23 protein-coding genes and 2 tRNA genes are annotated in these 26,784 nt (G+C 73.2%); 6 read left to right on the forward strand and 19 right to left on the reverse strand.

What is annotated here, in order from left to right:
- Window positions 1–41: 41 nt before the first annotated feature.
- Window positions 42–112: transfer RNA gene (locus tag ACFC1T_RS27410), tRNA-Gln, on the reverse strand.
- 267 nt (window positions 113–379) lie between these two features.
- Between ACFC1T_RS27410 and ACFC1T_RS27415 the strand changes: the two genes are divergently transcribed.
- Together ACFC1T_RS27415 and ACFC1T_RS27420 are read left to right on the forward strand one after the other, a co-directional pair.
- Window positions 380–1,372 (forward strand): acyl-CoA desaturase, encoded by a 993-nt coding sequence (locus ACFC1T_RS27415; protein ID WP_375892707.1) that lies wholly within the window; start codon window positions 380–382, stop codon window positions 1,370–1,372.
- Window positions 1,373–1,599: 227 nt separating this feature from the next.
- Window positions 1,600–2,202: a TetR/AcrR family transcriptional regulator gene (locus tag ACFC1T_RS27420; protein ID WP_375892821.1), complete on the forward strand. Its 603-nt coding sequence runs from the start codon at window positions 1,600–1,602 to the stop codon at window positions 2,200–2,202.
- 35 nt (window positions 2,203–2,237) lie between these two features.
- Here the strand turns inward: ACFC1T_RS27420 and ACFC1T_RS27425 are convergent, their stop codons facing one another.
- Window positions 2,238–3,029, reverse strand: a complete 792-nt coding sequence (locus tag ACFC1T_RS27425; RefSeq protein WP_375892708.1) for a methyltransferase domain-containing protein — start codon at window positions 3,027–3,029, stop codon at window positions 2,238–2,240.
- Between the two features lie 111 nt (window positions 3,030–3,140).
- Here ACFC1T_RS27425 and ACFC1T_RS27430 point away from each other — a divergent pair, with 111 nt between their 5' ends.
- On the forward strand, window positions 3,141–3,638 hold the full coding sequence (locus ACFC1T_RS27430) for a MarR family transcriptional regulator (protein ID WP_360231165.1): 498 nt from the start codon (window positions 3,141–3,143) through the stop codon (window positions 3,636–3,638).
- Window positions 3,639–3,686: 48 nt separating this feature from the next.
- Here the strand turns inward: ACFC1T_RS27430 and ACFC1T_RS27435 are convergent, their stop codons facing one another.
- From ACFC1T_RS27435 to ACFC1T_RS27455, 5 genes are all read right to left on the reverse strand, one after another.
- Entirely contained in the window at window positions 3,687–4,586 is a 900-nt protein-coding gene (locus tag ACFC1T_RS27435; RefSeq protein ID WP_375892710.1) for a LuxR C-terminal-related transcriptional regulator, read from the reverse strand.
- A 341-nt stretch (window positions 4,587–4,927) separates the two neighbouring features.
- Window positions 4,928–5,890, reverse strand: coding sequence for a UDP-glucose 4-epimerase GalE (gene galE, locus ACFC1T_RS27440; protein WP_375892711.1), 963 nt, complete (start codon window positions 5,888–5,890; stop codon window positions 4,928–4,930).
- Window positions 5,891–6,094: 204 nt separating this feature from the next.
- On the reverse strand, window positions 6,095–6,781 hold the full coding sequence (locus tag ACFC1T_RS27445; RefSeq protein ID WP_375892712.1) for a LuxR C-terminal-related transcriptional regulator: 687 nt from the start codon (window positions 6,779–6,781) through the stop codon (window positions 6,095–6,097).
- 188 nt (window positions 6,782–6,969) lie between these two features.
- A tRNA-Thr gene (locus tag ACFC1T_RS27450) sits at window positions 6,970–7,045 on the reverse strand.
- 98 nt (window positions 7,046–7,143) lie between these two features.
- Complete coding sequence (locus ACFC1T_RS27455; RefSeq protein ID WP_375892713.1) at window positions 7,144–7,653, reverse strand: winged helix-turn-helix transcriptional regulator; 510 nt, start codon at window positions 7,651–7,653, stop codon at window positions 7,144–7,146.
- Window positions 7,654–7,804: 151 nt separating this feature from the next.
- On the opposite strand from ACFC1T_RS27455, the gene ACFC1T_RS27460 reads away from it, so the two are divergent.
- On the forward strand, window positions 7,805–8,401 hold the full coding sequence (locus ACFC1T_RS27460) for a flavodoxin family protein (protein ID WP_375892715.1): 597 nt from the start codon (window positions 7,805–7,807) through the stop codon (window positions 8,399–8,401).
- A gap of 56 nt (window positions 8,402–8,457) precedes the next feature.
- On the opposite strand, the gene ACFC1T_RS27465 is transcribed toward ACFC1T_RS27460, so the two are convergent.
- The 4 genes from ACFC1T_RS27465 to ACFC1T_RS27480 all read right to left on the reverse strand — a co-directional run bounded on the left by ACFC1T_RS27465 (window position 8,458) and on the right by ACFC1T_RS27480 (window position 13,655).
- The gene (locus ACFC1T_RS27465; protein ID WP_375892717.1) at window positions 8,458–9,792 is read right to left on the reverse strand and encodes an MFS transporter; all 1,335 of its coding nucleotides are present in this window, start codon (window positions 9,790–9,792) and stop codon (window positions 8,458–8,460) included.
- A 138-nt stretch (window positions 9,793–9,930) separates the two neighbouring features.
- Entirely contained in the window at window positions 9,931–11,151 is a 1,221-nt protein-coding gene (locus tag ACFC1T_RS27470) for a S8 family serine peptidase (RefSeq protein ID WP_375892719.1), read from the reverse strand.
- A gap of 193 nt (window positions 11,152–11,344) precedes the next feature.
- On the reverse strand, window positions 11,345–12,991 hold the full coding sequence (locus ACFC1T_RS27475) for a WXG100 family type VII secretion target (protein WP_375892721.1): 1,647 nt from the start codon (window positions 12,989–12,991) through the stop codon (window positions 11,345–11,347).
- Window positions 12,992–13,061: 70 nt separating this feature from the next.
- Complete coding sequence (locus ACFC1T_RS27480) at window positions 13,062–13,655, reverse strand: hypothetical protein (RefSeq protein ID WP_375892723.1); 594 nt, start codon at window positions 13,653–13,655, stop codon at window positions 13,062–13,064.
- Window positions 13,656–13,976: 321 nt separating this feature from the next.
- Here ACFC1T_RS27480 and ACFC1T_RS27485 point away from each other — a divergent pair, with 321 nt between their 5' ends.
- A complete protein-coding gene (locus ACFC1T_RS27485; RefSeq protein ID WP_375892724.1) occupies window positions 13,977–15,830 on the forward strand; it encodes an FUSC family protein in 1,854 nt (617 codons plus the stop codon).
- 84 nt (window positions 15,831–15,914) lie between these two features.
- Here ACFC1T_RS27485 and ACFC1T_RS27490 read toward each other — a convergent pair whose 3' ends face one another.
- The 8 genes from ACFC1T_RS27490 to rsmI all read right to left on the reverse strand — a co-directional run bounded on the left by ACFC1T_RS27490 (window position 15,915) and on the right by rsmI (window position 24,668).
- Window positions 15,915–17,729 carry an ABC-F family ATP-binding cassette domain-containing protein gene (locus ACFC1T_RS27490; protein ID WP_375892725.1) on the reverse strand — a complete coding sequence of 605 codons (1,815 nt, stop codon included), beginning with the start codon at window positions 17,727–17,729 and terminating at the stop codon, window positions 15,915–15,917.
- Between the two features lie 206 nt (window positions 17,730–17,935).
- The gene (locus tag ACFC1T_RS27495) at window positions 17,936–18,850 is read right to left on the reverse strand and encodes a 4-(cytidine 5'-diphospho)-2-C-methyl-D-erythritol kinase (protein WP_375892727.1); all 915 of its coding nucleotides are present in this window, start codon (window positions 18,848–18,850) and stop codon (window positions 17,936–17,938) included.
- Window positions 18,847–19,764 carry a 16S rRNA (adenine(1518)-N(6)/adenine(1519)-N(6))-dimethyltransferase RsmA gene (gene rsmA, locus ACFC1T_RS27500; RefSeq protein WP_375892728.1) on the reverse strand — a complete coding sequence of 306 codons (918 nt, stop codon included), beginning with the start codon at window positions 19,762–19,764 and terminating at the stop codon, window positions 18,847–18,849. The genes ACFC1T_RS27495 and rsmA overlap by 4 nt, the downstream gene beginning before the upstream one ends.
- 28 nt (window positions 19,765–19,792) lie before the next feature.
- Window positions 19,793–20,392 carry a Uma2 family endonuclease gene (locus tag ACFC1T_RS27505; protein WP_375892729.1) on the reverse strand — a complete coding sequence of 200 codons (600 nt, stop codon included), beginning with the start codon at window positions 20,390–20,392 and terminating at the stop codon, window positions 19,793–19,795.
- A 94-nt stretch (window positions 20,393–20,486) separates the two neighbouring features.
- Window positions 20,487–21,365, reverse strand: a complete 879-nt coding sequence (locus tag ACFC1T_RS27510; RefSeq protein WP_375892730.1) for a TatD family hydrolase — start codon at window positions 21,363–21,365, stop codon at window positions 20,487–20,489.
- Window positions 21,365–22,984: a methionine--tRNA ligase gene (gene metG, locus ACFC1T_RS27515; RefSeq protein ID WP_375892731.1), complete on the reverse strand. Its 1,620-nt coding sequence runs from the start codon at window positions 22,982–22,984 to the stop codon at window positions 21,365–21,367. The genes ACFC1T_RS27510 and metG overlap by 1 nt, the downstream gene beginning before the upstream one ends.
- Window positions 22,985–23,137: 153 nt before the next feature.
- The gene (locus tag ACFC1T_RS27520) at window positions 23,138–23,569 is read right to left on the reverse strand and encodes a hypothetical protein (RefSeq protein ID WP_375892732.1); all 432 of its coding nucleotides are present in this window, start codon (window positions 23,567–23,569) and stop codon (window positions 23,138–23,140) included.
- A 229-nt stretch (window positions 23,570–23,798) separates the two neighbouring features.
- Complete coding sequence (gene rsmI, locus ACFC1T_RS27525) at window positions 23,799–24,668, reverse strand: 16S rRNA (cytidine(1402)-2'-O)-methyltransferase (RefSeq protein WP_375892733.1); 870 nt, start codon at window positions 24,666–24,668, stop codon at window positions 23,799–23,801.
- Between the two features lie 105 nt (window positions 24,669–24,773).
- Here rsmI and ACFC1T_RS27530 point away from each other — a divergent pair, with 105 nt between their 5' ends.
- Window positions 24,774–26,579: a dolichyl-phosphate-mannose--protein mannosyltransferase gene (locus ACFC1T_RS27530; protein ID WP_375892734.1), complete on the forward strand. Its 1,806-nt coding sequence runs from the start codon at window positions 24,774–24,776 to the stop codon at window positions 26,577–26,579.
- The last annotated feature ends 205 nt before the right edge of the window (window positions 26,580–26,784 follow it).

The raw sequence follows: 26,784 nt of genomic DNA on the forward strand, positions 1-26,784 counted from the left end.
ACGCCCGGCCCGCGCGTGCCCGCCCGCGGCCGTACTCAGTGCTCCCGGAGGAGGATTCGAACCCCCATAAGCTGGACCAAAACCAGCTGTCCTGCCCTTAGACGATCCGGGACCGGAGCTCCACCGCCGGAGGCCCGGCGGCGCGCTGGGCCAAGACTACGGGGTAGCGCGCCTCACATCTACCACCAATGCCGACCCTCCTGGCCCGTCCGATCCGGGCACGGGAGGGGTTCCGGGTTCATCCATCCAGTCGGGTGAATTCACTCAAGCGCCGCGCGGGGGTGTGTTCCCCTGGACACGGAGCGCAACCTACGATGCCGTAGGTTACGCCAACGTAGGTCCGCTCTGTCCCGTTCCGGGACGCCGCGAAGGGACGCCCATGACCATCCAGGCCGACGAGGCGCACGCGGGGGCCACCGCCCTCCCCGACCCCTCCCCCGATCCCTCCGCCGACGCCGCGACCCGGCTGTCCGCCACCCGCGGCGGCGAGAAGCAGGGGGCCGCCGAGCGGATCGCGCTCGGCCTCTTCATCCTCGTCCCGTTCGCCGCGCTGGTCGCCGCCGTACCGGTGGCCTGGGGCCGGGGGCTCGGCTGGACCGACGTCGCGGTCACCGTCGCCATGTACTTCCTCACCTGTCACGGCATCACCGTCGGCTACCACCGCTACTTCACCCACGGCTCCTTCAAGGCCCCCCGCCCGATGCGGCTGGCCCTCGCCGTCGTCGGCAGCCTCGCCGTCGAGGGACCGCTGGTGCGCTGGGTGGCCGACCACCGCAAGCACCACCGGTTCAGCGACAAGGACGGCGACCCGCACTCGCCGTGGCGCTACGGGGAGAGCGTCCCGGCCCTGGTCAAGGGCCTGTGGTGGGCCCACATGGGCTGGATGTTCGACGAGGAGCAGACCCCGCAGCTCAAGTACGCCCCGGACCTGGTCGGCGACCCGGCGCTGCGGCGGATCTCCCGGCTGTTCTGGCTCTGGACCACCATCTCGCTGCTGCTGCCCGCGCTGGTCGGCGGGCTGGTGAGCCTGTCCTGGGAGGGCGCGCTGTCCGCCTTCTTCTGGGGCTCGCTGGTGCGGGTCGCCCTGCTGCACCACGTCACCTGGTCGATCAACTCGATCTGCCACGCCATCGGCCGGCGCCCGTTCCGCTCCCGGGACCGCTCCGGCAACGTCTGGTGGCTCGCGGTGCTCTCCTGCGGCGAGTCCTGGCACAACCTGCACCACGCCGACCCGACCTCGGCCCGGCACGGCGTCCTGCGCGGACAGATCGACTCCTCGGCCCGGCTGATCCGCTGGTTCGAGCTGGCCGGCTGGGTCCGGGACGTCCGCTGGCCGGACGCGGAGCGGATCGCCGCCCGCCGCGCCGCATGAGGCGGCGCTTCCAGCATGATGTAGGGGTGAACGGGAGCAGCGCAGACAGCACAGGCGGTCACCACAGCACGCGGACGGACCCGGCGCCCGGAACGGCGCCGGCCCGTCCGCGGGCCGCTGCGGCGCCGGGCGCGGCCCCCGACGGCGGTGCCGAACGGACCGCGGACGGCGCCGCCGACCGGTCCGCGGCCGCCCCGGCCCCGCGCCGCCGGGGCGGCCGGGTCCGGATGACCGGCAAGCAGCGCCGGGAACAGCTGCTGGAGATCGGCCGGACGGTCTTCGCTGAGCGCGGCTACGACGGCACCTCGGTGGAGGAGATCGCCGAGCGCGCCGGGGTGTCGAAGCCCGTGGTGTACGAGCACTTCGGGGGCAAGGAAGGGCTCTACGCGGTGGTGGTGGACCGCGAGATGCAGCTGCTGCTGGACATGGTGACCGGGGCGCTGACCGGCGGGCACTCGCGCGAGCTGCTGGAACAGGCGGCCTTCGCGCTGATGGACTACATCGACACCTCGACGGACGGCTTCCGGATCCTGGTCCGGGACTCCCCGGTGGCCCAGTCGACCGGCACCTTCGCCTCGCTGATCAGCGACATCGCGACCCAGGTCGAGGACATCCTGGGCCTGGAGTTCAAGTCCCGGGGCTTCGACGCCCGGCTGGCCCCGATGTACTCGCAGATGCTGGTCGGGATGGTCGCGCTGACCGGCCAGTGGTGGCTGGAGGTCCGCAAGCCGGACAAGGCCACGGTGGCGGCGCACCTGGTGAACCTCGCCTGGCACGGGCTGGAGGGCCTGGAGCGGCACCCGAGGCTGGTCGGCGACCGCCTGACCTGACCGCCCGTCCGCCCGTCCTCACGCCGGACGACGGGCTACCGCCTGACCCCGACCGCGAAGATCCGCCGGAACGGGAAGACCGTCCCGTGCGGCCCGGCCGGGTAGGCCTCGCGCAGCAGCCGCCCGTACTCGGCGAGGAAGGCGGCCCGGTCGGCCGGGTCGGCGAGCCGGCCGAGGACGGGCCGCAGCGCGGTCCCCTTGACCCACTCCAGCACCGGGTCCGGCCCGGGCAGCAGGGTGATGTAGGTGGTCTCCCAGACGTCGGCGGCGCAGCCGGCCCCGGCGAGGACGTCCAGGTACCGCCCGGGCGGGTGGACGCCGCCCCGGACGGCGTCGGCGCCGAGGGCGTCGCGCCAGCGGGCGCTGCGGCGCAGTTCGGCGAGCAGGGTGTGGCTGGGGGCCTCGAAGTTGCCGGGCACCTGGACGGCGACCACCCCGCCGGGCCCCAGGGCGTCCGCCCAGCGCGCCAGCACCGCCAGGTGGCCGTCCACCCACTGGAGGGTCGCGTTCGAGGCGATCAGGTCGGGCGCGGCCGGGGCCGGGTCGTAGTCGCGGGCGTCGGCGAGCAGGTAGTCGGCGGTGGGCTCGCCGTCGGTGCGGGCGGCCTCCAGCATCGGGGCGGAGCTGTCGAGGCCGGTGAGCCGGGCCTTCGGCCAGCGTTCGCGCAGGACGGCGGTGGAGTTGCCGGGGCCGCAGCCGATGTCGAGGACCGTCGGGGCGGGCTCGTTCGGCAGGGCGGGGACGCGGGCGAGCAGGTCGCGCAGCGGGCGGGTGCGTTCGTCGGCGAAGCGCAGGTACTGCGCCGGGTCCCAGACGGGGCTGGTCATGGTTCACCTCGCAGGTATCTCGACATCAAGATATCGCCGAAAAGCCTCGCTGGCACATTTCTCGATGTCAAGAGACTTCACATCGACACATCCACCGATACACTGATCGTCATGGAGGACGAGGTCGACAGGCTGGTCGCGGCGTGGCGCCGGGAGCGCCCCGACCTCGACGTGGAGCCGCTGGAGGTGCTCAGCCGGGTCAGCCGGCTCGCCCGCCACCTCGACCGCGCCCGCCGCACCGCCTTCGCCGAGCACGGGCTGGAGCCCTGGGAGTTCGACGTCCTGACCGCCCTGCGGCGGGCCGGCTCCCCGTACCAGCTCTCCCCCGGCCAGCTGCTCACCCAGACCCTGGTCACCTCCGGCACCATGACCAACCGGATCGACCGCCTCACCGGCAAGGGCCTGGTCAAGCGCCTGCCCGACCCCGACGACCGGCGCGGCGTGCTCGTCCGGCTCACCGACGACGGCCGCGACCGCGCCGACCAGGCCCTGGCCGGTCTGCTCGCCCACGAGCGCGAACTGCTGGCCCAGCTCAGCTCCGGCCAGCAGGGCGAACTCGCCGGCCTGCTGCGGCTGCTGGTCGCCCCGTTCGACAACATCCCGGGCTGACGACCACCGCTGCGGCGTCCGGCCACGGCGCTCCGCTACGGCTTCCCGCTACGGCGTGGAGGCGATCGACGGCGGCGCGGCCGGCTCCGCCGGACTGACCCCGGCCCGGCGGGCCACCGCGACGGCGGCCAGCGTGGAGTGCACCCCCAACTTCCCCAGCACGTTCTGCATGTGGGTGCGGACGGTGTGCGGCGACAGGTACAGCCGCTCCGCCACCGCCTGCCGGCCCAGGCCCGCCACCATGCAGCGCAGGATCTGCTTCTCCCGCGGGGTCAGGGTGTCCACCAGGCGCTCGCTCTCGGTGCGGTCCCGCCGGGCCGTCGTGAGCTCGCGGATCACCCCGGTGAGCAGCGCCGGCGGCAGGTGGGTCTCGTCCCGCAGCACCCCCCGGACCACCGCGAGCAACCGGGCCAGCGAACTCTCCTTCGCCACCCAGCCGGTGGCACCCGCGTGCAGCGCCCGGGCGGCGCGGTGCGGATCGTCCGCGGTGGCCAGCACCACCCCGCGCAGCCCCGGATGCGCCCGGCGGAGCCGGCCCAGCAGGGTGATGCCGTCCGGCGGCGGGGCCGTGGGCCGCAGCTGATCGGCGCGGAGCTGGTCCGGGGGGCGGGCGGCGGCGGTCGCCGGGATGGGCGGGGCGAGCGGGGCGGCACCCGGCCTGCGGGCGGCGGGCATCCCCGGGGCCGGGCGGCGCCGGGCCTCCTCGGCCGCCTCCGGACCGGGCCGGGCCCGGGCCGCCGGACCGCCCGCTTCAACCCCCAGGTCGGCGTCGATCAGCGCCACGTCGTAGGCCCGCCCCTCGGCCGCGGCCCGCTCCAGCGCCCGCTCGGCGGCGGCCGCGCTACCGGCCGCGCCCACCTCCACATCGGGCTCGGCGGCGAGCGCCGCGGCCAGTGCCTCGGCGAAGATCCGGTGGTCGTCGACCACCAGGACCCGGATCCGCCCCATCGTCACTACCCCCTGCTCAGAGCGCCCGAGCCCGGGGACGGGGGCCGGTCCGGCGTCCGCGTTCCGGACCCGCCGTTCCGCCCGCCCACCGGTGGCCGGTGAAGCCGAAAGGACGCCGGCCCCCACCGGTACCGCACTCAGCGTACGGGCCGGGAAACGCTCCCGTGGCGGTTCGGTGAAGTTTCGTCAGGTGGTGCGCGAGGGGCCGGACTTGACCGGGCGGACGGCCCCCGGGGGTGCGCTCGCGGTGGAGCGCGCCCCGGGAGCCGTCCCGTTCCGGCCCGGCCGGCGGGGCCGTCGCCGGACTGCCCGCCGGTCTGCTCGCCGACCTACTCGTCGGACTACTCGCCGGTCTGCTCCAGGGTGAACTTCCAGGCGTCGGCGACGATGTCGTCCAGGTTGGGGCGGCGCGGCGTCCAGCCCAGCTCCTGGTGGGCCCGCTCGGCCGAGGCCACCAGCACGGCCGGGTCGCCCGCGCGGCGGCCGACGACCTGCACCGGGATCTCCCGGCCGGTGACGCGCTTGACCGACTCGATCACCTCGCGCACCGAGAAGCCGCTGCCGTTGCCCAGGTTGCAGATCAGGTGCTCGCCCGGCTTGGCGGCGTCCAGCGCCAGCAGGTGCGCGTCGGCCAGGTCCGCGACGTGGATGTAGTCGCGGATGCAGGTGCCGTCCGGGGTCGGGTAGTCGTCGCCGAACACCGCGATGTGCGGGCGCCGGCCGAGCGCGGCCTGGAAGACCAGCGGGATCAGGTGCGACTCGGGGTCGTGCCGCTCGCCGTAGGCGCCGTACGCGCCGGCCACGTTGAAGTAGCGCAGCGAGACGGCGGCCAGGCCGTGCGCGACGGCCTCACTGGTGATCATGTGGTCCATGGCGAGCTTGCTGGCGCCGTAGGTGTTGGTCGGCGAGGTCCGGGCGGTCTCGGCGATCGGCACGACCTCCGGCTCGCCGTAGACGGCCGCGGTCGAGGAGAACACCAGCTTGCGCACGCCCGCGGCGCGCATCGCCGTGATCAGCTCCAGCGAGCCCGCCACGTTGTTGCGCCAGTACTTCTCCGGGTCCACGACCGACTCGCCGACCTGCGAGGAGGCGGCGAAGTGCAGCACGCCGTCGAAGGAACCGTCCAGCACCCGGCCGGCCTCCTGGATCCGGCCCTCGACGAACTCGGCACCGGCCGGGACGCCCTCGCGGAAGCCGGTGGAGAGGTCGTCCAGGACGGTCACCTGGTGACCCGCCTCCAGCAGGTGCGCGGCCACCACGCTGCCGACGTAGCCGGCGCCACCCGTGACCAGGTACTTACTCATGATGAGACCTCCAGCGGGCGATGGTCCGCGCGGTCGGCGGCGCCATCGACGGAATGCGTACGACTGCGCTCAATTGTCCCTGCCCGCCGGGGTGCTCCGGACCACCGGGGCGGTCGCTCCCCGGCATTCTCACCCACTCCTCAGCCGACCTCCACGGCGCTGCCGCGCCGCCGCCCCGCGGGCACCGGCAACCCGGCGACCCGCTCAGCCGTCGGCGGTCCGCCGGCCGTCGGCCATCCGCTCCAGCAGGCCGGTGCGCGCGGCCACCGCGGTCGCCTCCAGCCGGGTGCGCGCCCCCAGCTTCATCAGCACCCGCTGCACGTGGGTGCGGGCGGTGCTCGCGGCGATCCGCATCCCGGCCGCGATCGCCGCGGTGTCCTCGCCGTCCGCGATCCGGGCCAGCACCTGCACCTCACGGCGGGTCAGCAGCCGCAGCAGCCGGACCGCCTCGTCGTCCGGCTCCGCCACCGGGCGCAGCAACTGGTCGAAGGCCCCGCGCAGGACGTCCACCGTCACCGCGGCCTCGCCCGCCCGGGCCCGCCCGATCGCCCGCTCGACCACCTCGATCCGCTCGTCGCTGGGCACGTACCCCGCCGCCCCGGCCGCGAACGCGCAGGCCACACCCCGGAGTTCACCCACCGGCCCGAGCACGATCACGGCCACCTCGGGCCGCTCCCGGCGGATCCGGCGCAGCCCGTCGAAAGCCCCCGGCTCGCCCGGCGCGGACACCCCCAGCAGGCACACCTCGGGCCGCCGCCCGGCCACCAGATCGGCCGCCACGCCGGCCGGCGAGCCGACCGCGAGCACCCGGTGCCCGCGCAGTTGCAGCGCGGTGGCCAGCGCCTCGGCCAGCAGCCGGTGGTCGTCGACCACCACGAGTCGAACACCCATGACGCCCTCCCGGTCGGGGTCCGGCTCGCGCCCGCACCCCGCGGGCGGGCGGCCGATGACGCACCATCACAACGCATTCCGTACCCGACCCGCTAGGCCACCGAGGATCGCGGGACCAGCGGCGGAACGGGGCGGAGCCCGGTGCACAGAACGCGAAAGACCCCCGCCGCGAGGCGAGGGTCTTTCAGTGGAGCCCCCATGCGGAATCGAACCGCAGACCTTCTCCTTACCATGGAGACGCTCTACCGACTGAGCTATAGGGGCTTGGCCTTGCGTTTCCGCCTGGCCGGTCGAACAAGGAAGACATTACACGGCCGTCGGCCCGGAAGGGAAATCGGCTCCACCCCGGACCCCGTGGGCCGTCAGCCCCCGGCGTGCGCCGCGTCGAACTCCTCGCGCGCCGCGAGCATCTGCCCGGCGCGGCGCTCCGTCCAGCGCCCGAGCGGGGCGACCAGCGCGGCCAGCTCGCGGCCGAGCGGCAGCAGGTCGTAGACCACCCGCGGCGGCGTCTCCGGGAAGACCGTGCGGAGCACCAGCCCGCTGCGCTCCAGGCTCCGCAGCGACTGGGTGAGCATCTTGCGGCTGACCCCGCCGACCCCGCGCTGGAGCTCGGAGAAGCGCTGCGGCCCACAGGCGGACAGGCTCATCAGGATCAGCATCGACCACTTGTCGGCGAGCTCGGCGAACAGCTCGCGACTGGGGCAGAGCTGGGCGAAGACGTCCAGCTCCGGCCCCGGCTCCGGTCCCGGCTCCGGCTCCGGCACCCGGCCTTCGCCTGCCGGCTGCCGCCCTCCGCCTTCCGGCTCCCGCCCGGCCCCGGCGCCTTCCGCCCGTCGCTCGACCTCGACCCGGGCCGCTTCCTCCGTCGTCATACGCCCAGGGTAGACCTGCGGTCTCCGATCCGCACCTGGTCTCCGATGGAGACCTGGTCTATATTGGAGACCGTTCGACGGAGCGGGCCCGCCCCGCTCCGTCCTCCTTGCCCTCCCCTGCTCACGCCGTCCCGTCCCCAGGAGTGCCCGCATGACCGCCATCCGCCCGACCGTCGCCCTCGCCTACCACTCCGGCTACGGCCACACCGCCGTGATCGCCGAGGCCGTCGCCCGAGGCGCCGCCGCAGCGGGCGCCGAGGTCGTCACGATCGCCGTCGACACCATCACCGAGGAGCAGTGGGCCCAGCTGGACGCCGCCGACGCGATCGTCTTCGGCTCCCCCACCTACATGGGCACCGCCTCCGGCGCCTTCCACGTCTTCGCCGAGGCCAGCAGCAAGCGCTGGTTCACCGACGCCTGGAAGGACAAGCTCGCGGCCGGCTTCACCAACTCCGCCTCCAAGAGCGGCGACAAGGCCGGCACCCTCGGCTTCTTCCAGACCCTCGCCGCCCAGCACGGCATGAACTGGGTCAACCTCGGCCTCAAGCCCGGCTGGAACGCCACCACCGCCTCCGAGGACGACCTCAACCGCCTCGGCTTCTTCTCCGGCGCCGCCGCCTCCTCGCCCGCCGACGCCGGCCCCGAGGCCGTCCACAAGGCCGACATCGCCACCGCCGAGCACCTGGGCGAGCGCGTCGCCCGGCACACCGCCGTCGTGCTGGCCGGCCGCGCCGCCCTGGCCGACTGAGCCCTGGCCGACTGCTGGGCCCTGGCCGACCGAGGCCGCACCGCCGCACCGCACGGCTACGCCGCCGGATCCGCCCCCAACACGGGCGCCCGGCGGCGTCCGCCGTCCACCGTGGCCAACTCCGCGCCCGTGGTGTCCGGCAGCAACCACAGGCAGCCCAGCGCCACCAGCCCCAGCACCCCCAGGTACCAGCCGACCGGCTGCGCCGTCCCGTACACCCCGGTCAGCCGCGTCGCCACCAACGGCGTCAGCGCCCCGCCGACCACCCCGCCCAGGTTGTACGTCAACGCGGCACCCGTGTAGCGCACCCGGGTCGGGAACAGCTCCGGCAGGAACGCCGCCACCGGGCCCATCAGGCACCCCAGCACCACCATCGCCCCGGCCAACGCCAGGAACATCAACGGCCGGCGCACCGTCTCCAGCAGCGGGAACAGCACCAGCGACCAGCCCGCCGCCAGGCCCGCCGCCCAGCGCAGCGTCCGCCGCCGCCCCCACCGGTCACTGTGCGCCGCGCTCAGCCACACCGTCACGGCCCCGCCCACCGCACCGACCAGCAGCATCGCCAGCACCACCGTGCTCGCCACCCCCAGGCCGGACGTCGCGTACGCCAGCGCGTACGTGGTGGTCAGGTAGAACAACGCGTACCCGAGCGTGATCGCCCCACCCCCCGCCAGCACCGGCCGCCAGTGCTCCCGCAGCACCTCCACCACCGGCGGACGGTCCCGCCGCTCGTCCGCCCGGAACAACGGCGTCTCCGCCAGCCGCAGCCGCACGAACAGCCCCACCGCCACCAGCACCAACGAGGCCAGGAACGGCACCCGCCAGCCCCACGCCCGGAACGACCCCTCGTCCAGGGCGAGTTGGAGCACCAGGAACGCCCCGTTCGCCAACACGAACCCGCCCGACGGCCCCAACTGCAGGAACCCGCCGTACCGCCCGCGCCGCCCGGCCGGCGCGTTCTCCGCGATCAGCAGCGCCGCCCCGCCCCACTCCCCGCCCAACCCGACGCCCTGGCACACCCGCAGCACCACCAGCAGCGCCGGCGACCACCACCCCCACACCGCGAACCCCGGCAACAACCCCACCGCCACCGTCGCCAGGCCCATCAGCAACAGCGACACCACCAACGTCGCCTTCCGCCCCACCCGGTCCCCGAAGTGCCCGAACACCACCGCCCCCAACGGCCGGGCCAGGAACGCCACCGCGTACACCGAGAACGCCGCCAACAACGCCCCGGCCCCACCCAGCCCGGGAAAGAACACCGGCCCGAACACCAGGGCCGCCGCCGTCCCGTACAGGAAGAAGTCGTAGAACTCGATCGCCGTCCCGATCAACGCCGCAGCCGCGGCCCGCCTCAACTGCCCGGCCCGCCGGGCACCCTCCGCATCCATACCACCACCCTCGCCACCCCCACCCCACCCCCGCCAGCACCCACCCGAGTGACCCCGGCGCACACCCGGCCCCCCAGCGCCCACCAAAAAGCCCGAGCGCCGCCACCGCGACACCCGGGCCCACCTGCCCCAACCCGCCTACTGCGCGTACGGATTGCCCCCCGGAGGCACCGGCGGCACGGCAGCCCTCCGCCGACGCACCACCGCGAACACCACACCCGCCACCACCAGCAGCCCGGCCACCACCCCACCCACGACCGGCAGCACACCACCCGACCCGGACGACGCCCCAGCCTTCGGCTCCGCAGTCGGCGCACCCACCGCCACATCGGACGGACTTCCACCAGGGCCCGCAGCCGACGACGACGGAGCCTTGGAGGCAGCGGACACGGACGGGCTCTTCGAGGGCACGGGATCCGCCACCGGCACCGGAGACACATCCGCTGGACCAGGATCCCCGGGCTCCGTCAGAGCGATCCGCGGCCGTACGACTCCGTATCCGACATCATTGCTGCGGGCGGACCCGTCAGTCGGCTTCCCCGCCGTGTTGATGAGAACTCGGAGAACCTGATTCGCGGTCCAGTCCTTGTGCACCGACCAGACCAGGGCTGCCGACGCAGATACCAACGCGGCTGCGTCGGACGTGCCGTGGCTCTTGCAGTACCCGGTATCAGCAGTACAGGCCGCAATGATGTCCATGCCGGGCGCGGCAAGGATCACTTGCGGCCCCTGCTCGGATTCGGACGTTGCGATGACATCGTGATCAACTGCACCGACGCCAACCACATTGGGGAGACCGCCTGGATAGGAGACAGGGTTCCCCGACTGTGCCTCGTTCCCAACGCTCGCCACAACCAGGGATCCCTTGGCCCTTGCCTGGGCAATAATCCGCTTCAGTTTGTCGACGTCGTCCGAAGCAAATCGGACCGCATCCAAACCTTGCGAGATGTTGATGACCTTGGCCCCTTGGTCGACCGCATAAGTGACGGCCTGACCGATCTGGTCGAGGAAGTCGGACGGGGAAATCGCTGAGCCCGAGCCATTGTTGATCTTCAGGGGGAGGATCTTGGCTCCTGGAGCCAGGCCGTATGCACCCGTCCCCCCGACGCTCTTCCCGGTCCCAGCGATCAGGCTCGACATCTCCGTACCGTGCCCGTCGGTGTAGGTCCCTACGCCGTCGGAGCCACCGCTGAAGTCCTTTCCTGGCAGGAACTGCCCCACGAGATCGGGGTGATCCAGCTTGAATCCACCGTCGATGACCGCAACGGTGATGCCTTGTCCCTTGGAGGTCGTCCACATCTCCGACGCATGCATGGCATCCAGATGCCATTGCTTCTCACGGATCGATCCCTCTGCCACTGCAGGCACTGTCATCGGGCCGACTACGGCTCCCGCCGCCAGAAGCGCCGCAACCGCAGCCCGGCAACGCCCACGCGCGTTCGTCCGCCCCATCACCACTCCTCGTCTGCCTCCCCACAGGCCGGGAAAGCGTGCCCCGAACAGATCTGCCCGGCCACTGGGCAGGCCCAGTGGCCGGGCAGACGATGCCGTCCTACTCAATCACGTCCGGGTTGCTGTGCGGCGTACCACTGGTCCACGTCTCCTCGTCCTCGTGGAGGTAGTCCGCGCGGTTGCGGCGGTCGCGGTCCTTCTTGCCACCGTGGCCGCCCGCACCCGGGGCCATCATGCCGTTCTGCCCGGACCGGGCACCGCTCTCGGCAGCTTCCGCCGCAGCCGCGCGGTTGCGCAGGCCCGTGCCGCCGGGGGTGAACTCCCCGCTGGCAGCAGGGCCCTTGCGGCCGCCGACCGTGCCGCCCGGGGTCGAGGTCAGGCCCCGGCCGCGCGTACCACCGGCACCGCCGACGACGCCGTGGCCGCCGCCCATGCCCGGGTGCATGCCACCCATTCCGCCACCCATGGCCGAACCGCCGACCCGGCCGCCGCCCGGCGCGCCCTCACGGCCGAAGACCGTTCCGCTCGGGAGTCCCGGGGTACCGGCCTTGCCGGGGACCGAACCACCGCTGAACGGGCCGGTACGGAGGGGAACCGAGCCGCCGCCCTTGCCGGGGATGCCGCCGATGCCCTTGGTCGGAACGGACCCGCCACCGATGCCCACCGGGAAGCCGGAGATGGGGCCGCTGCCCGGCGTGCCGGGCAGCCCGCCCCGGCCGTCGGGACCGCCGGGGTAGCCGGGAGTTCCACCCGGACCGCTCGGCAGCACCGGGCCGCCCCCGGGACCGACCGGAGTGGTCTGGTCCGGCAGGGTCGGGATGCTGTCGAGGCCGGTGCCGGGACGGGTGACCGGGTCCGACGGGTGGGACGGCGGGGTCGGGGTGCCCGGGTCCTGCGGCGGGGGCGGCAGCTGCCCGCCGCCGTAGGGCGGAGTCGGGCCGGGGTGGGTCGGGTTGTACGGGTCCTGCCAGCCTGATCCCGGGTCGCGCTGCCGCATGGTGGGGCCGTCATAGGAACCCACGGACGGGTTGGAGCTTCCGCCACTCCTGCTACCCGCTGAACGAGGAGCGCGCACGGACCCGCCGTAGCTGCCGCTGGTGCTCCCACCGTCGCGGGAGACCGCAGTGGAATCGTTCTGGTTCGCCCCGGGCGTCCCCGGCAGCACCACGTTGTCGCCCAGCCCGTTCAGCGTCGTCGTCGCAGCGGCGTAGGCCTCGCCCAGCTTCTCCATCTGGCGGATGGCTTCCTGGTGTGCGTCGTAGACTTCCTTCGTTCCGGCCATCGCCTGCGTCTCGGAGACCCAGTTCGGGTTCTTCCGCTTCATGGCTGCGTCGATGTCCCCGGTGGAAGGGCCGTTCGGGTTCCAACCGACTGTATTCAGCTGCCTGATCACATCGGGGTCGGGGTTCCCCTGGTTCCTCCGCCCGCTCACCCAGCCGAGGGCTTCCGTCGGCACCTTGGGCATCGCGGCCTTGGCCGTGCTGAGCGCCTCACCGGCCTGGTTCATGGCATCGCCCGCGCCCACCGAGTAGGTTCCCAGCTTCTCGGCGGACTGCTGCAGATTCCCGGCCCACGTCTTGAAGTTCTCCGCGGCTTGGCCTTCCCAGGTGACCTTGGAGAGGTGCGACTTGAGTGCCTCACTCAACTCCTTGAGGACGCCGCCGGCCTGTTGCAGCTTCCCGCCGCGGCTCAGGACCGTCGCGGGATCGGTTCCCCCGACCATGTCCGCGAGGACTTGATGATCCATGCCTTCGAACTTCGACTGGACTGCCACTACTCTCTCCCCGTTCCCCGTGAACCGTCTTCGTCGACCGCCATCAGAAGTCCTTGGCGCCGGTCCGCTTCGACCCCGGGCCGCTCGTTCCCGTCAGACCCGCACTCTGCGCGACCGCGTTCTGATCGGCTGTCGCGTTGTCCTCGTTGGTCGAGTAGTTGTGCGCCGTGGACGCGACCGCGCTCTGCATCGCCTTGATCTGGGACGTGAAGTCCTTGTGCAGCTTGACGAGCTGGGTGTGGACCTTCTCATAGGTCGAGGACAGCGCGACCGCTTCCACGAACTGGTGCGCCTGGCCCCCGCTGACGAAGCTCTTCTGGGACACCTTCTGCGCCTCGAGCTTGTACGACGCGGCCTCCGAGCCCTCCATCGCCGCGAGCAGGGCCTCGACCTTCTTGGCGAACTCCGTGAGGGTGTTGATCTCGACCTGGACGTCGTGCTTGCCGAAGGCCGCGACCAGGTCGCCGGCGCTGACGTTGGTCTGCACGGTGCTGACCACAGGGGCGATCTTGATCCCGTGCCCCCACGGCAGCGGGATCGTCGGCCCGTCCAGCATGAACGGCGTCGCGTCCGGTGCCCCCGGTGTCCCCGGTGCCGGCGTCGTTCCCGCGCTCGGCGTGGTCGTCGGCTCTCCCACAGCAATCCACCTCTCCCCCGTACGGCCCGCGCGTCCCGGGCGTGTCCCGGGCCCCGTCGCGCCGCAACGCACCGTCAACTTCCAAGACGTACCGTCCTGGTCGGTTCGGCCGCCCGCCCTGGGGGCGGCCCCCGCCTCTGTCATGGTAGCCACCGCCTCTGTCGGCCCGGCAGGGCCCTTGGTCCGCGCGGGCGCGATCGGTACGAACTTGACACGTCCAGTCCGGGGTCGGGCCGCTGGGTAGACTGCCCCGGTACGCCCCATCTGCCGTGCAATGTCGCTCAGCAGCGAGCCGTGGCCGCAGAACGGACGTGTGACGACATGCCTGAGCAGAGGACGCCCTGGTGGGCCCGGGCGGTGCGGCCGGAACGGCCGCCGCTGCCGGTGGTGTTGATGGTGCGGGCCGCGGTGGGGATGGCGGTGCCGCTGGTGCTGGGGTTGTGGGCGCACCGGCTGGACCTGGGGGTGTTCGCCGGGCTGGGGGCGATGCACGCGACGATGAACGACCGGGTCGAGCCCGCGGGGCTGCGGACGGCGCGGATCGGGTCGGCGGTGGCGGCTTCGGCGGCGGGGATGCTGATCGGCACGGCCTTGCAGCACGTCCACGCGGGTGTGGTGGTGCTCGGTGCCGGGCTGACGCTGACGGCGTTCGTGTCGGGTGCGTTGAGTGCGACGGGTCCGCGCGGGTCGGCGGCGGGGATGCTGCTGCTGGTGTCGGCGGCGTTGGGCAGTGGGATGCCGTTGCCGGGGCCGTGGTGGGCGGCGGCGCCGATGATGCTGGCGGGTGCGGCGTTCGTGGTACTGCTGGGTCTGCCCGGTCGTGCGGCCGACCCGCGCGTCCGGGCGCTGGCGGCGGCGTACGAGGCGCTCGGCCGGACGCTCGGCGATCTGGGGACGCCGCGGGGCGCGGGTTCCCGCCGGGTGTTGACGGCCCGCCTGAACCAGGTGCAGGACCTGTTCCCCGGGCACGGCCGGACGGCCCTGCGCCCGGTGTACGAGGCGGCGCTGGCGGCGACCGAGGCGGCGACGGGCCTGCTGTGGGCGTGGCGGCCGGTGCCGGCGGAGGTGGCGGCGGTGCCCGGGCAGCTGGCGGCCGCGGTGCGGCGGGGCGGCGGCGAGGTGGTGGTGCCGCGGTGGCGGCCGGACACCCCGGCGCGGCAGGCCCTGGACGTGGCGCTGCGGGCCGCCGCGGACGCGGTCGCGGGCCGGCCGGCCCGGATCGACGCGGTTCCCGCGCCGCCGCCCGACCCGTGGCGGCTCCGGGGGCGGCTGTGGTCCGCCGCGTCGGCGCGGTACGGGCTGCGGGTGGCGCTGTGCATCGCGGTGGGTTCGGCGGTGACGGCCAACTACCCGCTGAGCAAGAGCTACTGGGTGCCGATGACGATCGCGTTCGTGGTGAAGCCGGATCTGGGTTCGGTGTTCCTGCGGGCGGTGAGCCGGGCGGTCGGCACGGTGCTGGGCGTGGTGGTGACGGCGGCGCTGCTGGCGTCGACCACCGAGGAGTGGGTGCTGACGGCGGTGGCGGCGCTGTGCGTGGCGCTGCTGCCGTACGCGACGGCGGCGCACTACGGGCTGACCACGGTGGCGATGACGCCGATGGCGCTGGTGCTGCTCCAACTCGGCGGGCAGAGCAGCGCGGCCGAGTTCTGGCCGCGGGTGCTGGACACGGTCCTGGCGAGCACGATCGTGCTGCTCTTCGGCTACCTGCTGTGGCCGGAGCGCCCGCGGCACCGGATCGAGCCGCGGCTGGTGACCGCGACGACCGCCCTGCGCGCCTACCTGGATGCGGTGACGGAGCACCGGACCGGAGAGGTGTGGCTGCGCCGGACGGCCTACCGGTCGTTGGCGGACGCCCGGCAGGAGGTCCGTCAGGGGCTGGCCGAGCCGCCGCCCACGGGCCGGCTGGCCGAGCAGTGGCTGCCGGCCACGGCGGCGCTGGAGCGGCTGGGCGGGGCGGTGGCGGCGTTCGCCGCGCAGATCCGGTACGGGGGCCGGGTGCCGGATCCGGGGGAGACCGAGCGGGTCCGGCGGGCCCTGGACGAGCTGACGGCCGCCGCCCGGGAGCACCGTCCGCCGGTCGGTCCGGCGGCCCGGCCGGACGCACCGCACGACCCGGCGCTCAGTGCGCTGGGCCGTGCGGCGGACGAGTTGGAGCTCCTGCTCAGGCAGCGGTAGTGCCGAGTGGGAACTCCTGCTCAAGCGGCGGTAGTGACGAGCTGGAACTCCTGCTCGAACGGCGGTAGTCGAGAAGGCGGGCGGTCAGACCTGCTCGGCCAGCTCCAGCCAGGTCAGCTCCAGCTCCTCCTTCTCCTCCCGGACGGTGCGCAGCTGCCCGTCCAGTTCGGCGACCTTGGAGAAGTCCGCGGCGTGCTCCGCGAGTTGGGCGTGCAGCTTGGACTCCTTCTGGTCCAGCTTGGAGATCTGGCGCTCGATCCGCTGCATCTCCTTCTTCGCCGCCCGGAGGTCCCCGCCGGAGAGCCCGGCGGCGGGGTCGGCGGCCGGGGCCGCGGCGACGGGGGCGGCCTGCGCCGCTGCGGCGGCCATCCGGGCCCGCCGCTCCAGGTACTCGTCGACGCCGCCCGGCAGCATCCGCATCTTCTGGTCGCCGAGCAGCGCGTGGACGACGTCGGTGGTCCGCTCGATGAAAAACCGGTCGTGGCTGATGACGACCATCGAGCCGGGCCAGCCGTCGAGCAGGTCCTCCAGCTGGTTGAGGGTCTCGATGTCCAGGTCGTTGGTCGGCTCGTCGAGGAACAGCACGTTGGGCTCGTCCATCAGCAGCCGCAGCAGCTGGAGCCGGCGCCGCTCGCCGCCGGAGAGGTCGCCGACCGGCGTCCACTGCTTGTCCTTGCCGAAGCCGAACTGCTCGCACAGCTGGCCGGCGCTCATCTCCCGGCCCTTGCCGAGGTCGACCCGGGAGCGGACCTGCTCGACGGCCTGCAGCACCCGGGTCGTCGGCTCCAGTTCGGCGACCTCCTGGGACAGGTAGGCCAGCCGCACGGTCTTGCCGACCTTGATCACGCCGGAGGTGGGCTGGACGTCGCCCTCGCTGGCGTAGGCGTCGCGCATGGCGCGCAGCAGCGAGGTCTTGCCGGCGCCGTTGACGCCGAGCAGGCCGATCCGGTCACCGGGGCCGAGCTGCCAGGTGAGGTTCTCCAGCAGCAGCTTGGGGCCGGCCTTGACGGTGACGCCTTCCAGGTCGAAGACGGTGCGGCCGAGCCGGGCGTTGGCGAACTTCATCAGCTCGCTCTTGTCCCGGGGGTCCGGCACGTCGGCGATCAGGGCGTTGGCCGCCTCGATCCGGTAGCGCGGCTTGGAGGTGCGGGCGGGGGCGCCGCGGCGCAGCCAGGCCAGCTCCTTGCGGGCGAGGTTCTGGCGCTTCTGCTCCTCGACGGCCTCGATCCGGGAGCGCTCGGCGCGGGAGAAGACGTAGTCGGAGTAGCCGCCCTCGTACTCGTGCACGTCGCCGTGCTGGACGTCCCACATCCGGGTGCAGACCTGGTCGAGGAACCAGCGGTCGTGGGTGACGCAGACCAGCGCGGAGCGGCGCTTCTGCAGGTGCTGGGCGAGCCAGTTGATGCCCTCGACGTCGAGGTGGTTGGTGGGCTCGTCGAGGATGATCAGCTCGGGGGAGCCGAGCAGCAGCTTGGCGAGGGCGATCCGGCGGCGCTCGCCGCCGGAGAGCGGGCCGATGACGGTGTCGAGGCCGTCGGCGAAGCCGGGCAGGTCGAGTCCGCCGAAGAGGCCTTCGATGATGTCGCGGATCCGGGCGTCGCCGAGCCACTCGTGGTCGGCGCGGTCGGCGATGACCTCGTGCCGGATGGTGGCCTTCGGGTCGAGCGAGTCGTGCTGGGTGAGGACGGCCGGTTCGAGGTTGCCGTTCCAGGTGATCCGGCCGCCGTCGGGCTCCTCCAGCTTGGCGAGCATCCGGATCAGGGTGGTCTTGCCGTCGCCGTTGCGGCCGACGACGCCGATCCGGTCGCCGTCGCTCACGCCCAGGCTGACCGCGTCCAGCAGGGTGCGGGTGCCGTAGACCTTCGTGACGGACTCGATGGTGGCGAGGTTGACGGCCACGTGTGCTGCGCTCCTGGGTTCGGCGGTCGGGGGCGGGCCCAGCCCGCCCCTCTCTCGGGGACGACCCGATCACCCCAGCCTAATGGGCGGGCCGCGACGCCCTCACCGCGTCGAGCGCCCCCACCACGCCGCCCGAGCGACGCCCCCGGCACACCGGAGGACCGACGCCCTCACCGCACCGGACGCGGCACCCCACCCCGTCGGAGTCAGACGACCGAGGCCCCCGGCACCGGCCCGTAGGTGGCGTGCGCGGCCCGGCAGGTGCCGGAGGCCAGCAGCGCCCGGGCGACGGTGGCCGCCGCCTCGGCGTCCTTGGCCAGGAAGGCGCAGGTCGGTCCGGAGCCGGAGACCAGGGCGCCGAGCGCACCGGCCTCGGTGCCGGCCCGCAGGGTGGCGGCCAGCGCGGGGCGCAGGGAGAGCGCGGCGGCCTGGAGGTCGTTGGTGAGCGCGCCGGCCAGGGCGACGGCGTCGCCGTCGGCGAGGGCGGCGAGCAGGGCCCGGTCGGCGTCGGGGGTGGGCACCTGGAGGTCGCTGGAGCCGGTGCCGGCCTCCTCGCGGAGCCGGTCGCACTCGCGGAAGACGGCGGGGGTGGACAGGCCGCCGTCGGCAACCGCGAAGACCCAGTGGAAGGTGCCGTCGACCGGCAGCGGTTCCAGGATCTCGCCCCGGCCGCGGCCCAGCGCGACGCCGCCGAGCAGGGCGAAGGGCACGTCGGAGCCCAGTTCGGCGGCGAGGTCCAGCAGCACCGGGAGCGGGGTGTCGAGCTGCCACAGCGCGTCGCAGGCGACCAGCGCGGCGGCGCCGTCGGCGCTGCCGCCGGCCATGCCGCCGGCGACCGGGATGGCCTTGGCGATGTGCAGGTGGACGCCCGGGTCGGCGATCCCGTGGTGGGCGGCGAGCAGCCGGGCGGCGCGGGCGGCGAGGTTGCTGTCGTCGAGCGGGACGGCGTCGGCGTCGGGGCCCGAGCAGGACAGCGTCACGCCGTCCGCCGGGGTGGCCGTGACCTCGTCACCGAGCGCGACCGCGAAGAAGACGTTGGCCAGGTCGTGGAAGCCGTCGGCGCGCAGTCCGCCGACCCCGAGCTGGGCGTTGACCTTGGCCGGTACCCGTACGGTGATCACTCGCCGTCCTCAGCAGACGTGGCAGACGTGCCCGGAGCCACCGGCGCGACGGGCTTGTGCTCGGCGATCGCGGCGAACTGCTCCACCGTCAGCATCTCGCCGCGCAGCTTGTGGTCGATCCCGGCGGCCGCGAGCGCCTGCTCGGCCCCGGCGGCGGAGCCGGCCCAGCCGGCCAGCGCGGCGCGCAGGGTCTTGCGGCGCTGGGCGAACGCGGCGTCGACCACCGCGAACACCTGCTCGCGGGTGGCGGTGGTCCTCGGCGGCTCGCGGCGGATCAGCGAGACCAGCCCGGAGTCGACGTTGGGGGCGGGCCAGAACACGTTCCGCCCGATCGCGCCGGCCCGCTTCACGTCGGCGTACCAGTTGGCCTTGACCGAGGGGACGCCGTAGACCTTGTTGCCGGGCTTGGCGGCGAGCCGGTCGGCGACCTCGCTCTGCACCATCACCAGGGTCCGCTCGATGCTGGGGAAGGTCGCCAGCATGTGCAGCAGGACGGGCACGGCCACGTTGTACGGCAGGTTGGCGACCAGCGCGGTGGGCGCCGGCCCGGGCAGCTCGGTGACCTCCATGGCGTCGCTGAGGACCAGCGCGAAGGCGTCCGCCTTGCGGGGCATCCGGCCCGCGACGGTGTCCGGCAGGTGCCGGGCGAGCACCGGGTCGATCTCGACCGCGGTGACGTGCCGGGCGACGTCCAGCAGCGCCAGCGTGAGGGAGCCGAGCCCCGGCCCGACCTCCACCACCGCGTCCTGCTCCGTCACCTCGGCGGCGCGGACGATCCGCCGCACGGTGTTGCCGTCGATGACGAAGTTCTGCCCGCGCTGCTTGGTCGGCTTCACGCCGAACGCGGCCGCCAGTTCGCGGATGTCGGCGGCGCCCAGCAGGTGGCTGTCAGGGGTGGGGTCGGTGCTGCTCACGCGCCAAGGATACGGGCGCGGGCGGCACTCAGAGTTCGACCACCGCGGCGAGGTCGATCTCCACGGGGTACGGGACCGAGGTACGGAGCACCCCTTCGTGCTGGGCGACGGGCAAGTAGACGCCCTTCTCCTCGTCCCGGTGGAACTCGTGGACGATGGGCAGGTCGTCGATGCCGCGCTCGACCCGCCAGTAGTGGGGGATGCCCTTCTCGGCGAACTGCCCGGGCTTGCCGAAGCGGTCCCTGGCCCGGGTCCCGGGCGACACCACCTCGACGGCCAGAACCACGGACTCGACCGGCAGACAGTCCAGCTCGAAGACGTCGAGACCGGTCTTGTCGAACACCACCACATCGGGCTTGGCCGTGTTGCTCTCGTCCAGCAGCATGCACCGCTCCGGCAGGACCGCACAGGGCTCGACGCGCGCAGCGAACAGCCCTCGCTCCAGCCCCGAACGCACCAGGTCATGCCAGAAGTTCGTCTGCCCCCGGACCACAATGACTCCGTCCACCAGATCCCACTCGAACGGCAGGTCGAAATCCTGAGCCTGCTCGTACGTCCAGCCCTGGGCTGGCGGAAGGAACCATTCGACGCGATCGTCCACGGGTTCGCTGATCGGCTCGGCGGTCATTGCCACCTCCCTCACTGCACTCATGCTAACCAGCCTAGGAAGAAGCCGGGAGTGCCGAATCGTTCCTTCGAAACCCGAAACCCGTTCGACCCGCTCAGTACCCGAAGGCCCGTGCCGTGTTCGCCGCGATCGCCGTCGACAGCTCGTCCTCGTGCAGCCCCAGGGTCGCCGCCATCGACCGCACCGTGACCGGGATGAGGTACGGCGCGTTCGGCCGCCCCCGGTACGGGTGCGGGGTGAGGAAGGGGGCGTCGGTCTCGACCAGGATCCGGTCGAGCGGGGTGGCGAGCAGGGCGTCGCGCAGCGGCTGGTTGGCCTTGAAGGTGACCGGGCCGGCGAAGGAGAGGTACCAGCCGTGCTCGGCGCAGACCTTCGCCATCCCGGCGTCGCCGGAGTAGCAGTGGAAGACGGTCCGTTCCGGGGCGCCCTCGGCCAGCAGGACGGCGATGACGTCCTCGTGGGCGTCGCGGTCGTGGATGACCAGGGCCTTGCCGTGCCGCTTGGCCATCTCGATGTGGCGGCGGAACGACTCCTTCTGGATCTCCACGCCCTCCGGCCCGGTGCGGAAGTAGTCCAGCCCGGTCTCGCCGACGGCGCGGACCTGCGGCAGCGCGGCCAGCGCGTCGATCTCGGCGAGCGCCTCGTCCAGCGCCGCCTGCCCGCCCGCGAGCCGCTGCTGCCCGGACCACCCGTCGGCGTCGCCGAGGAAGATCCGCGGCGCCTCGTTGGGGTGCAGGGCGACGGCCGCGTGCACCTGCTCGTACTGCGCCGCCAGCTCGGCGGCCCAGCGCGAGCCGGGCACGTCGCAGCCCACCTGGACGACCGTGGCGACCCCGACCGAGGCGGCCCGGGCGAGCCCCTCGGCCGGGGTGCCGGCCTGCATGTCGAGGTGGGTGTGCGAGTCGGCCACCGCCACGGCCAGGGGGTGCGGCAGCGGCGGCGGGGTCGACCGGTCGTCGTCCTTGCCGGCCATCAGGAGGCCGGCTTCTCTTCGAGGCGCGGGAACAGGATCTCGCCCTTGGTGACGGTGGCGCCGACGGGCAGCCGACCCCAGTCACCGGTGGTGGCGATGCGCTGGTCGGCGAGCGCGCCGAGGCCCTCGGCGGCGCCCAGCGAGGCCCACAGCTTCTCGGCGGTGGACGGCATCACCGGGTTGAGCAGCACGGCGGTGCCGCGCAGCGCCTCGGCGGCGGTGTAGAGGATGGTGGCGAGGCGGGCCTGGCCCTCCTCGGACTCGTCCTTGGCGACCTTCCACGGCTCCTGCGTGGTGAGGTAGCCGTTGACCTGCTTGACGAACTCGAAGATCGCCGCGAGGCCGCCGGCGAAGTCCAGCTCCTCGCCGATCTTGGCGTCGGCGGCGGCGACGGCGGCGGCCAGCCCGTCCGCGACGGCCTGCTCGGCCTCGCCCGCGGCGGTGGCGGCCGGCAGCGTCCCGCCGAAGTACTTGCCGACCATCGCGGCGACCCGGGAGGCCAGGTTGCCGAAGTCGTTGGCGAGCTCGGAGGTGTAGCGGGCGGTGAAGTCCTCCCAGGAGAACGAGCCGTCCGTGCCGAACGGGATCGCCCGCAGGAAGTAGTAGCGGTACGCGTCGACGCCGAAGTGCGAGGTGAGGTCGGTGGGCGCGATGCCGGTCAGGTTGGACTTGGACATCTTCTCGCCGCCGACCATCAGCCAGCCGTTGGCGACGACCCGCTTGGGCAGCGGCAGGCCCGCGGCCATCAGCATGGCCGGCCAGATCACCGCGTGGAAGCGCAGGATGTCCTTGCCGACCAGGTGGACGGAGGCCGGCCAGAGCTCGGCGAAGCGCTCCGGGTCGCTGCCGTAGCCGGCCGCGGTGATGTAGTTCTGCAGCGCGTCGACCCAGACGTAGAGGACGTGCTTCTCGTCCCAGGGCAGCGGCACGCCCCAGTTGAAGGTGGAGCGGGAGATCGAGAGGTCCTTGAGGTCCTGCTCGACGAAGCGCAGCACCTCGTTGCGGGCCGAGGCCGGCTGGATGAAGCCGGGGTTGGCGGCGTAGAACTCCAGCAGCCGCTCGGCGTAGGCGGAGAGGCGGAAGAAGTAGTTCTCCTCCTCCAGCCACTCGACCGGCTTCTTGTGGACGGAGCAGAGCTTCTCGTCCTCGGTGGCGCCGTCGAGCAGTTCGGCGGGGAGCTTGAACTCCTCGCAGCCGACGCAGTAGGGGCCGGAGTAGCCGCCCTTGTAGATCTCGCCCTTGTCGAACAGGTCCTGGACGAACTCCTGCACCCGGGCGGTGTGCCGCTCCTCGGTGGTGCGGATGAAGTCGTCGTTGGCGATCTCCAGGTGCTGCCAGAGCGGCTTCCAGGCCTCCTCGACCAGCTTGTCGCACCACTCCTGCGGGCTGACGCCGTTGGCCTCGGCGGTCCGCATGATCTTCTGACCGTGCTCGTCGGTGCCGGTCAGGTACCACACCTTCTCGCCGCGCTGGCGGTGCCAGCGGGTGAGGACGTCGCCCGCCACGGTGGTGTACGCGTGGCCCAGGTGGGGACGGTCGTTGACGTAGTAGATCGGAGTGGAAACGTAGTACGCCGGGGCGCTCGTCCCGGTGGTGCTGTGGTCTGAAGTGGCCGCCATGGTCGGAAAGCTTAGTCGGGCCCGAACGCACCCCTCGACCGGATATCGCCCGGGCGTACCGCGGGGCCGCCCGCCGCACTGCTCGCGGCGGGCGGCCCCGGCCGCGCTCCCCCGGACCCGTCGGCCCGGTCGGCCCCGGACCCGTCGGCCCGGTCAGCCCAGGAGCCGCGACCAGAACCGGGCCCAGCGCCCCTGCGGCCGGGCGGGCCCGGCGGCCGGGGCCGGCCGGGCCGGCTCGGCGTGCGCGGGGTAGCCGGGGGCGTGCTGCCAGGGCTGGTCGGCGCCGGCCACCCGGCCCTCGCGCATGATCCGGACGGTGTGCCCACCGCAGCCCGGGCAGGTCGGCTTGAGCAGCGGGGACGGCACCCGGACACCGTTGGCGTGGTACTCGAACACGATGTGACCGTCCCGGGCCACGTGGTGCTCGATGTCGTACGCCTGCTCCCAGCCGTACCCGCAGCGCAGGCAGGCGAAGGAGTAGGCCTCCCGGACGGTCTCGACGGGAGTGTGCGCCCGCCCCGCCAGGCCGGGGGCGTTCAGCGCGTTGCCACTGCGGGGGCTACCGATCGTGTCGCTCATAGCCAACTCCCAGTGCCCGTCGGGCGCTCGCCCGGCTGGGTCTTTCCGTTCAAGGAAATGCCCGTACCGCCCTGGCTGACGCCCTTCTTGTGAAGACTTGGATGCGGGTTGGCGAGCCCTATACAAAGGGCGCGTCGGGAACCGGAATCCGGGGTCGAACCTTCATCGCAGCGGGCGTTTAGCCGGGCCTTCCCTCCAAGGTACGACTCCCCGCCCGCCACGCAACCCCCGGAATTCACCCCTTTTTCAAAGCCCCTTCCACGGCTTCCCGCTTCGCCGCGACGACCGCGTCGAAGACCTCCCGCTTGGGCACGGACAGTTCGACCGCGACCGCCGCGATGGCCTCCTTGCGCCGCTCCCCGGCCTCCTCCCGGACGGCCACCAGCCGGGCCAGCTCGGCCGGGGTCAGCTCCTGGGGCGCGGCCGGCGGGGCGCCCGCGACCACGACGGTGATCTCGCCCCTGACACCGTCCGCGGCCCAGGCCGCCAGCTCGCCGATCGGCCCGCGCTTGACCTCCTCGTAGGTCTTGGTGAGCTCGCGGCACACGGCGGCCGGGCGCTGCGGCCCGAAGGCCTCCGCCATCGCGGCCAGCGCCTCGGCGATCCGGTGCGGCGCCTCGAAGAAGACCATGGTGCGCGGTTCGGCGGCGACGGTGGCCAGCTGCCGGGCCCGGTCGCCGGTCTTGCGCGGCAGGAAGCCCTCGAAGGTGAAGCGGTCGACCGGCAGGCCGGACAGCGCGAGCGCGGTGAGCACCGCGGACGGCCCGGGCACCGCGGTGACCTTGACGTCGGCCTCGACGGCGGCGGCCACCAGCCGGTAGCCGGGGTCGGAGACGGACGGCATCCCGGCGTCGGTGACCAGCAGCACCCGGGCGCCGCCCAGGAGCGCCTCGACCAGCTCGGGGGTGCGGCCGACCTCGTTGCCCTCGAAGTAGGAGACGACCCGCCCGGCCGGGGTCACCCCGAGGGCCTGGGTGAGCCGGCGCAGCCGCCGGGTGTCCTCCGCCGCGATGACGTCCGCCGTGGCCAGCTCGGTGAGCAGCCGGGGCGGGGCGTCCGAGACGTCGCCGATGGGGGTGCCTGCGAGAACGAGTACTCCTGTCACGGGCCCCATCCTCGCAGCTCCGGGCCGCCGGGGCGTTTGGTGACGATTCGGTCAGCTTCCGAGGGACCGGTCACACGTACGAGGAGCGCCCCTACGATGTGGCGGATGAACGGCGACACGGCGGCGCAGACGCCCACGGGTACGGACCACTCCGCGCGGGGCGGTGTCGGCCTGCCGTCCCCCCGCTCACCGGAGTCACCCCTGACACCGGAGCCACCCCTGGCACCCGCGCCCTGGCGGGAGCGCCTGGCCGGGTTCGGCTACCGGGCCCGCCCGACCGGCACGCTCACCGAGCGCCTCGTCCCGCCGATGCCGGACGGCCCCGGGGTTACCCGGCCCGACGTCGCGCAGTCCCCGCTGCTGCTGCGGCTGGGCGTGCGGCTGCCGCAGGGCCTCTGGTACTTCCTGTGCCGCTGGTCCGGCTGGCTGGGACCGGTCGCGGTCGCGGTGTTCGCCGGGCTGCTGCGGTTCACCGGCCTCGGCCAGCCGCACGCGATCATCTTCGACGAGACGTACTACGCCAAGGACGCCTACGCGCTCTGGCACGGCGGCTACGAGATCAACTGGCCGGAGGACGCCAACACGACGATCATGACGCCGGGCGCGGCCGTGCCGTACCGCTCGACGCCGTCGTACGTGGTGCACCCGCCGGTGGGCAAGTGGATCATCGGCGCGGGCGAGCAGCTGTTCGGCATGAACCCCTTCGGCTGGCGGTTCGCGGTGGCCCTGCTCGGCACCCTGTCGGTGCTGATGCTGGCCCGGATCGCCCGCCGGATGTTCCGCTCCACCCTGCTGGGCTGCGTGGCCGGACTGCTGCTCTCGGTGGACGGCCTGCACCTGGTGCTCAGCCGCACCGCCCTGCTCGACCTGGTGGTGATGTTCTGGATCCTCGCCGCCTTCGGCTTCCTGGTCCTGGACCGGGACCGCACCCGGGCCCGGCTCGCGGCCAGGCTCGGCGGGGTCGAGGACGCGGTGCTCGCCCAGCGGCTCCACCTGGGCTGGCGCCCGTACCGGATCGCGGCCGGCGTCTGCGTCGGCCTGACCTGCGCCACCAAGTGGAGCGGCCTGTACGTCGCGGCCGCGTTCGGCCTGATGACCGTGCTGTGGGACGTCGGCGCCCGCCGGCTGGCCGGCGCCCCGCGCCCGTACCTGGCGGTGCTGGCCCGGGACGTGGTGCCCGCCTTCGTGTCGGTCGTCGTGGTCTCGGTCGCGGTCTACGTGGCGTCCTGGTGGGGCTGGTTCGCCAGCAGCAACGCACCCGGCCAGGGCGGCTGGGGCCGGGACTGGGCGGTCGGCCGCTCCACCGACTACCCGTGGATACCCGAGGGCCTGCGGGCCCTGTGGCACTACCACTCGACGGTCTACGAGTTCCACACCCACCTGACCGACCCGCACACCTACCAGTCGAACCCGTGGTCCTGGCTGGTGCTGGGCCGCCCGGTGTCCTTCTACTACGAGTCCCCCAAGCTCGGCCAGAGCGGCTGCACCGTCGCCGACTGCGCCCGTGAGGTGCTGGGCATCGGCACCCCGCTGCTCTGGTGGACGGCCCTGCTGGCGCTGGTCTACTGCCTGTGGCTCTGGGCCTTCCGCCGGGACTGGCGGGCCGGCGCGCTGCTGTGCGGCCTGGCCGCCGGCTACCTGCCGTGGTTCCTCTACCAGCAGCGGACGATCTTCCTCTTCTACGCGGTGGTCTTCGTCCCGTTCCTGGTGCTCGCCGTGACGATGCTGATCGGCGCGCTGATCGGGCCGGCCGGCGCCTCCCGGGACCGCCGGATCATCGGCTCGGCCGCGGCCGGGCTGCTGGTGCTGCTGATCATCTGGAACTTCCTGTACTTCTATCCGCTGTTCACCGGGCAGACCATCCCGCTGAGCGACTGGCGCGCCCGGATGTGGTTCAACAGCTGGATCTGAGACCCCCGTGACCAGCGGCGGAAGCGTCCGGGGAGGGCGCGCACACGGTCCCCCTCCAACCGTCCGAACCCGTCCACAACACGTACCAGATCCGTCACAAGTCCCCGGCGTTTCGTCGGCGCACCGATCCGCCCTGCCTAGGGTGGGGGGAGTACCGCGTTTCCGGCCCCGCCGGTTGCGCCCGGCCGCGAGACCCCTGGGGGAT

Source organism: Kitasatospora sp. NPDC056076 (assembly GCF_042266305.1).
Classification (GTDB): domain Bacteria; phylum Actinomycetota; class Actinomycetes; order Streptomycetales; family Streptomycetaceae; genus Kitasatospora.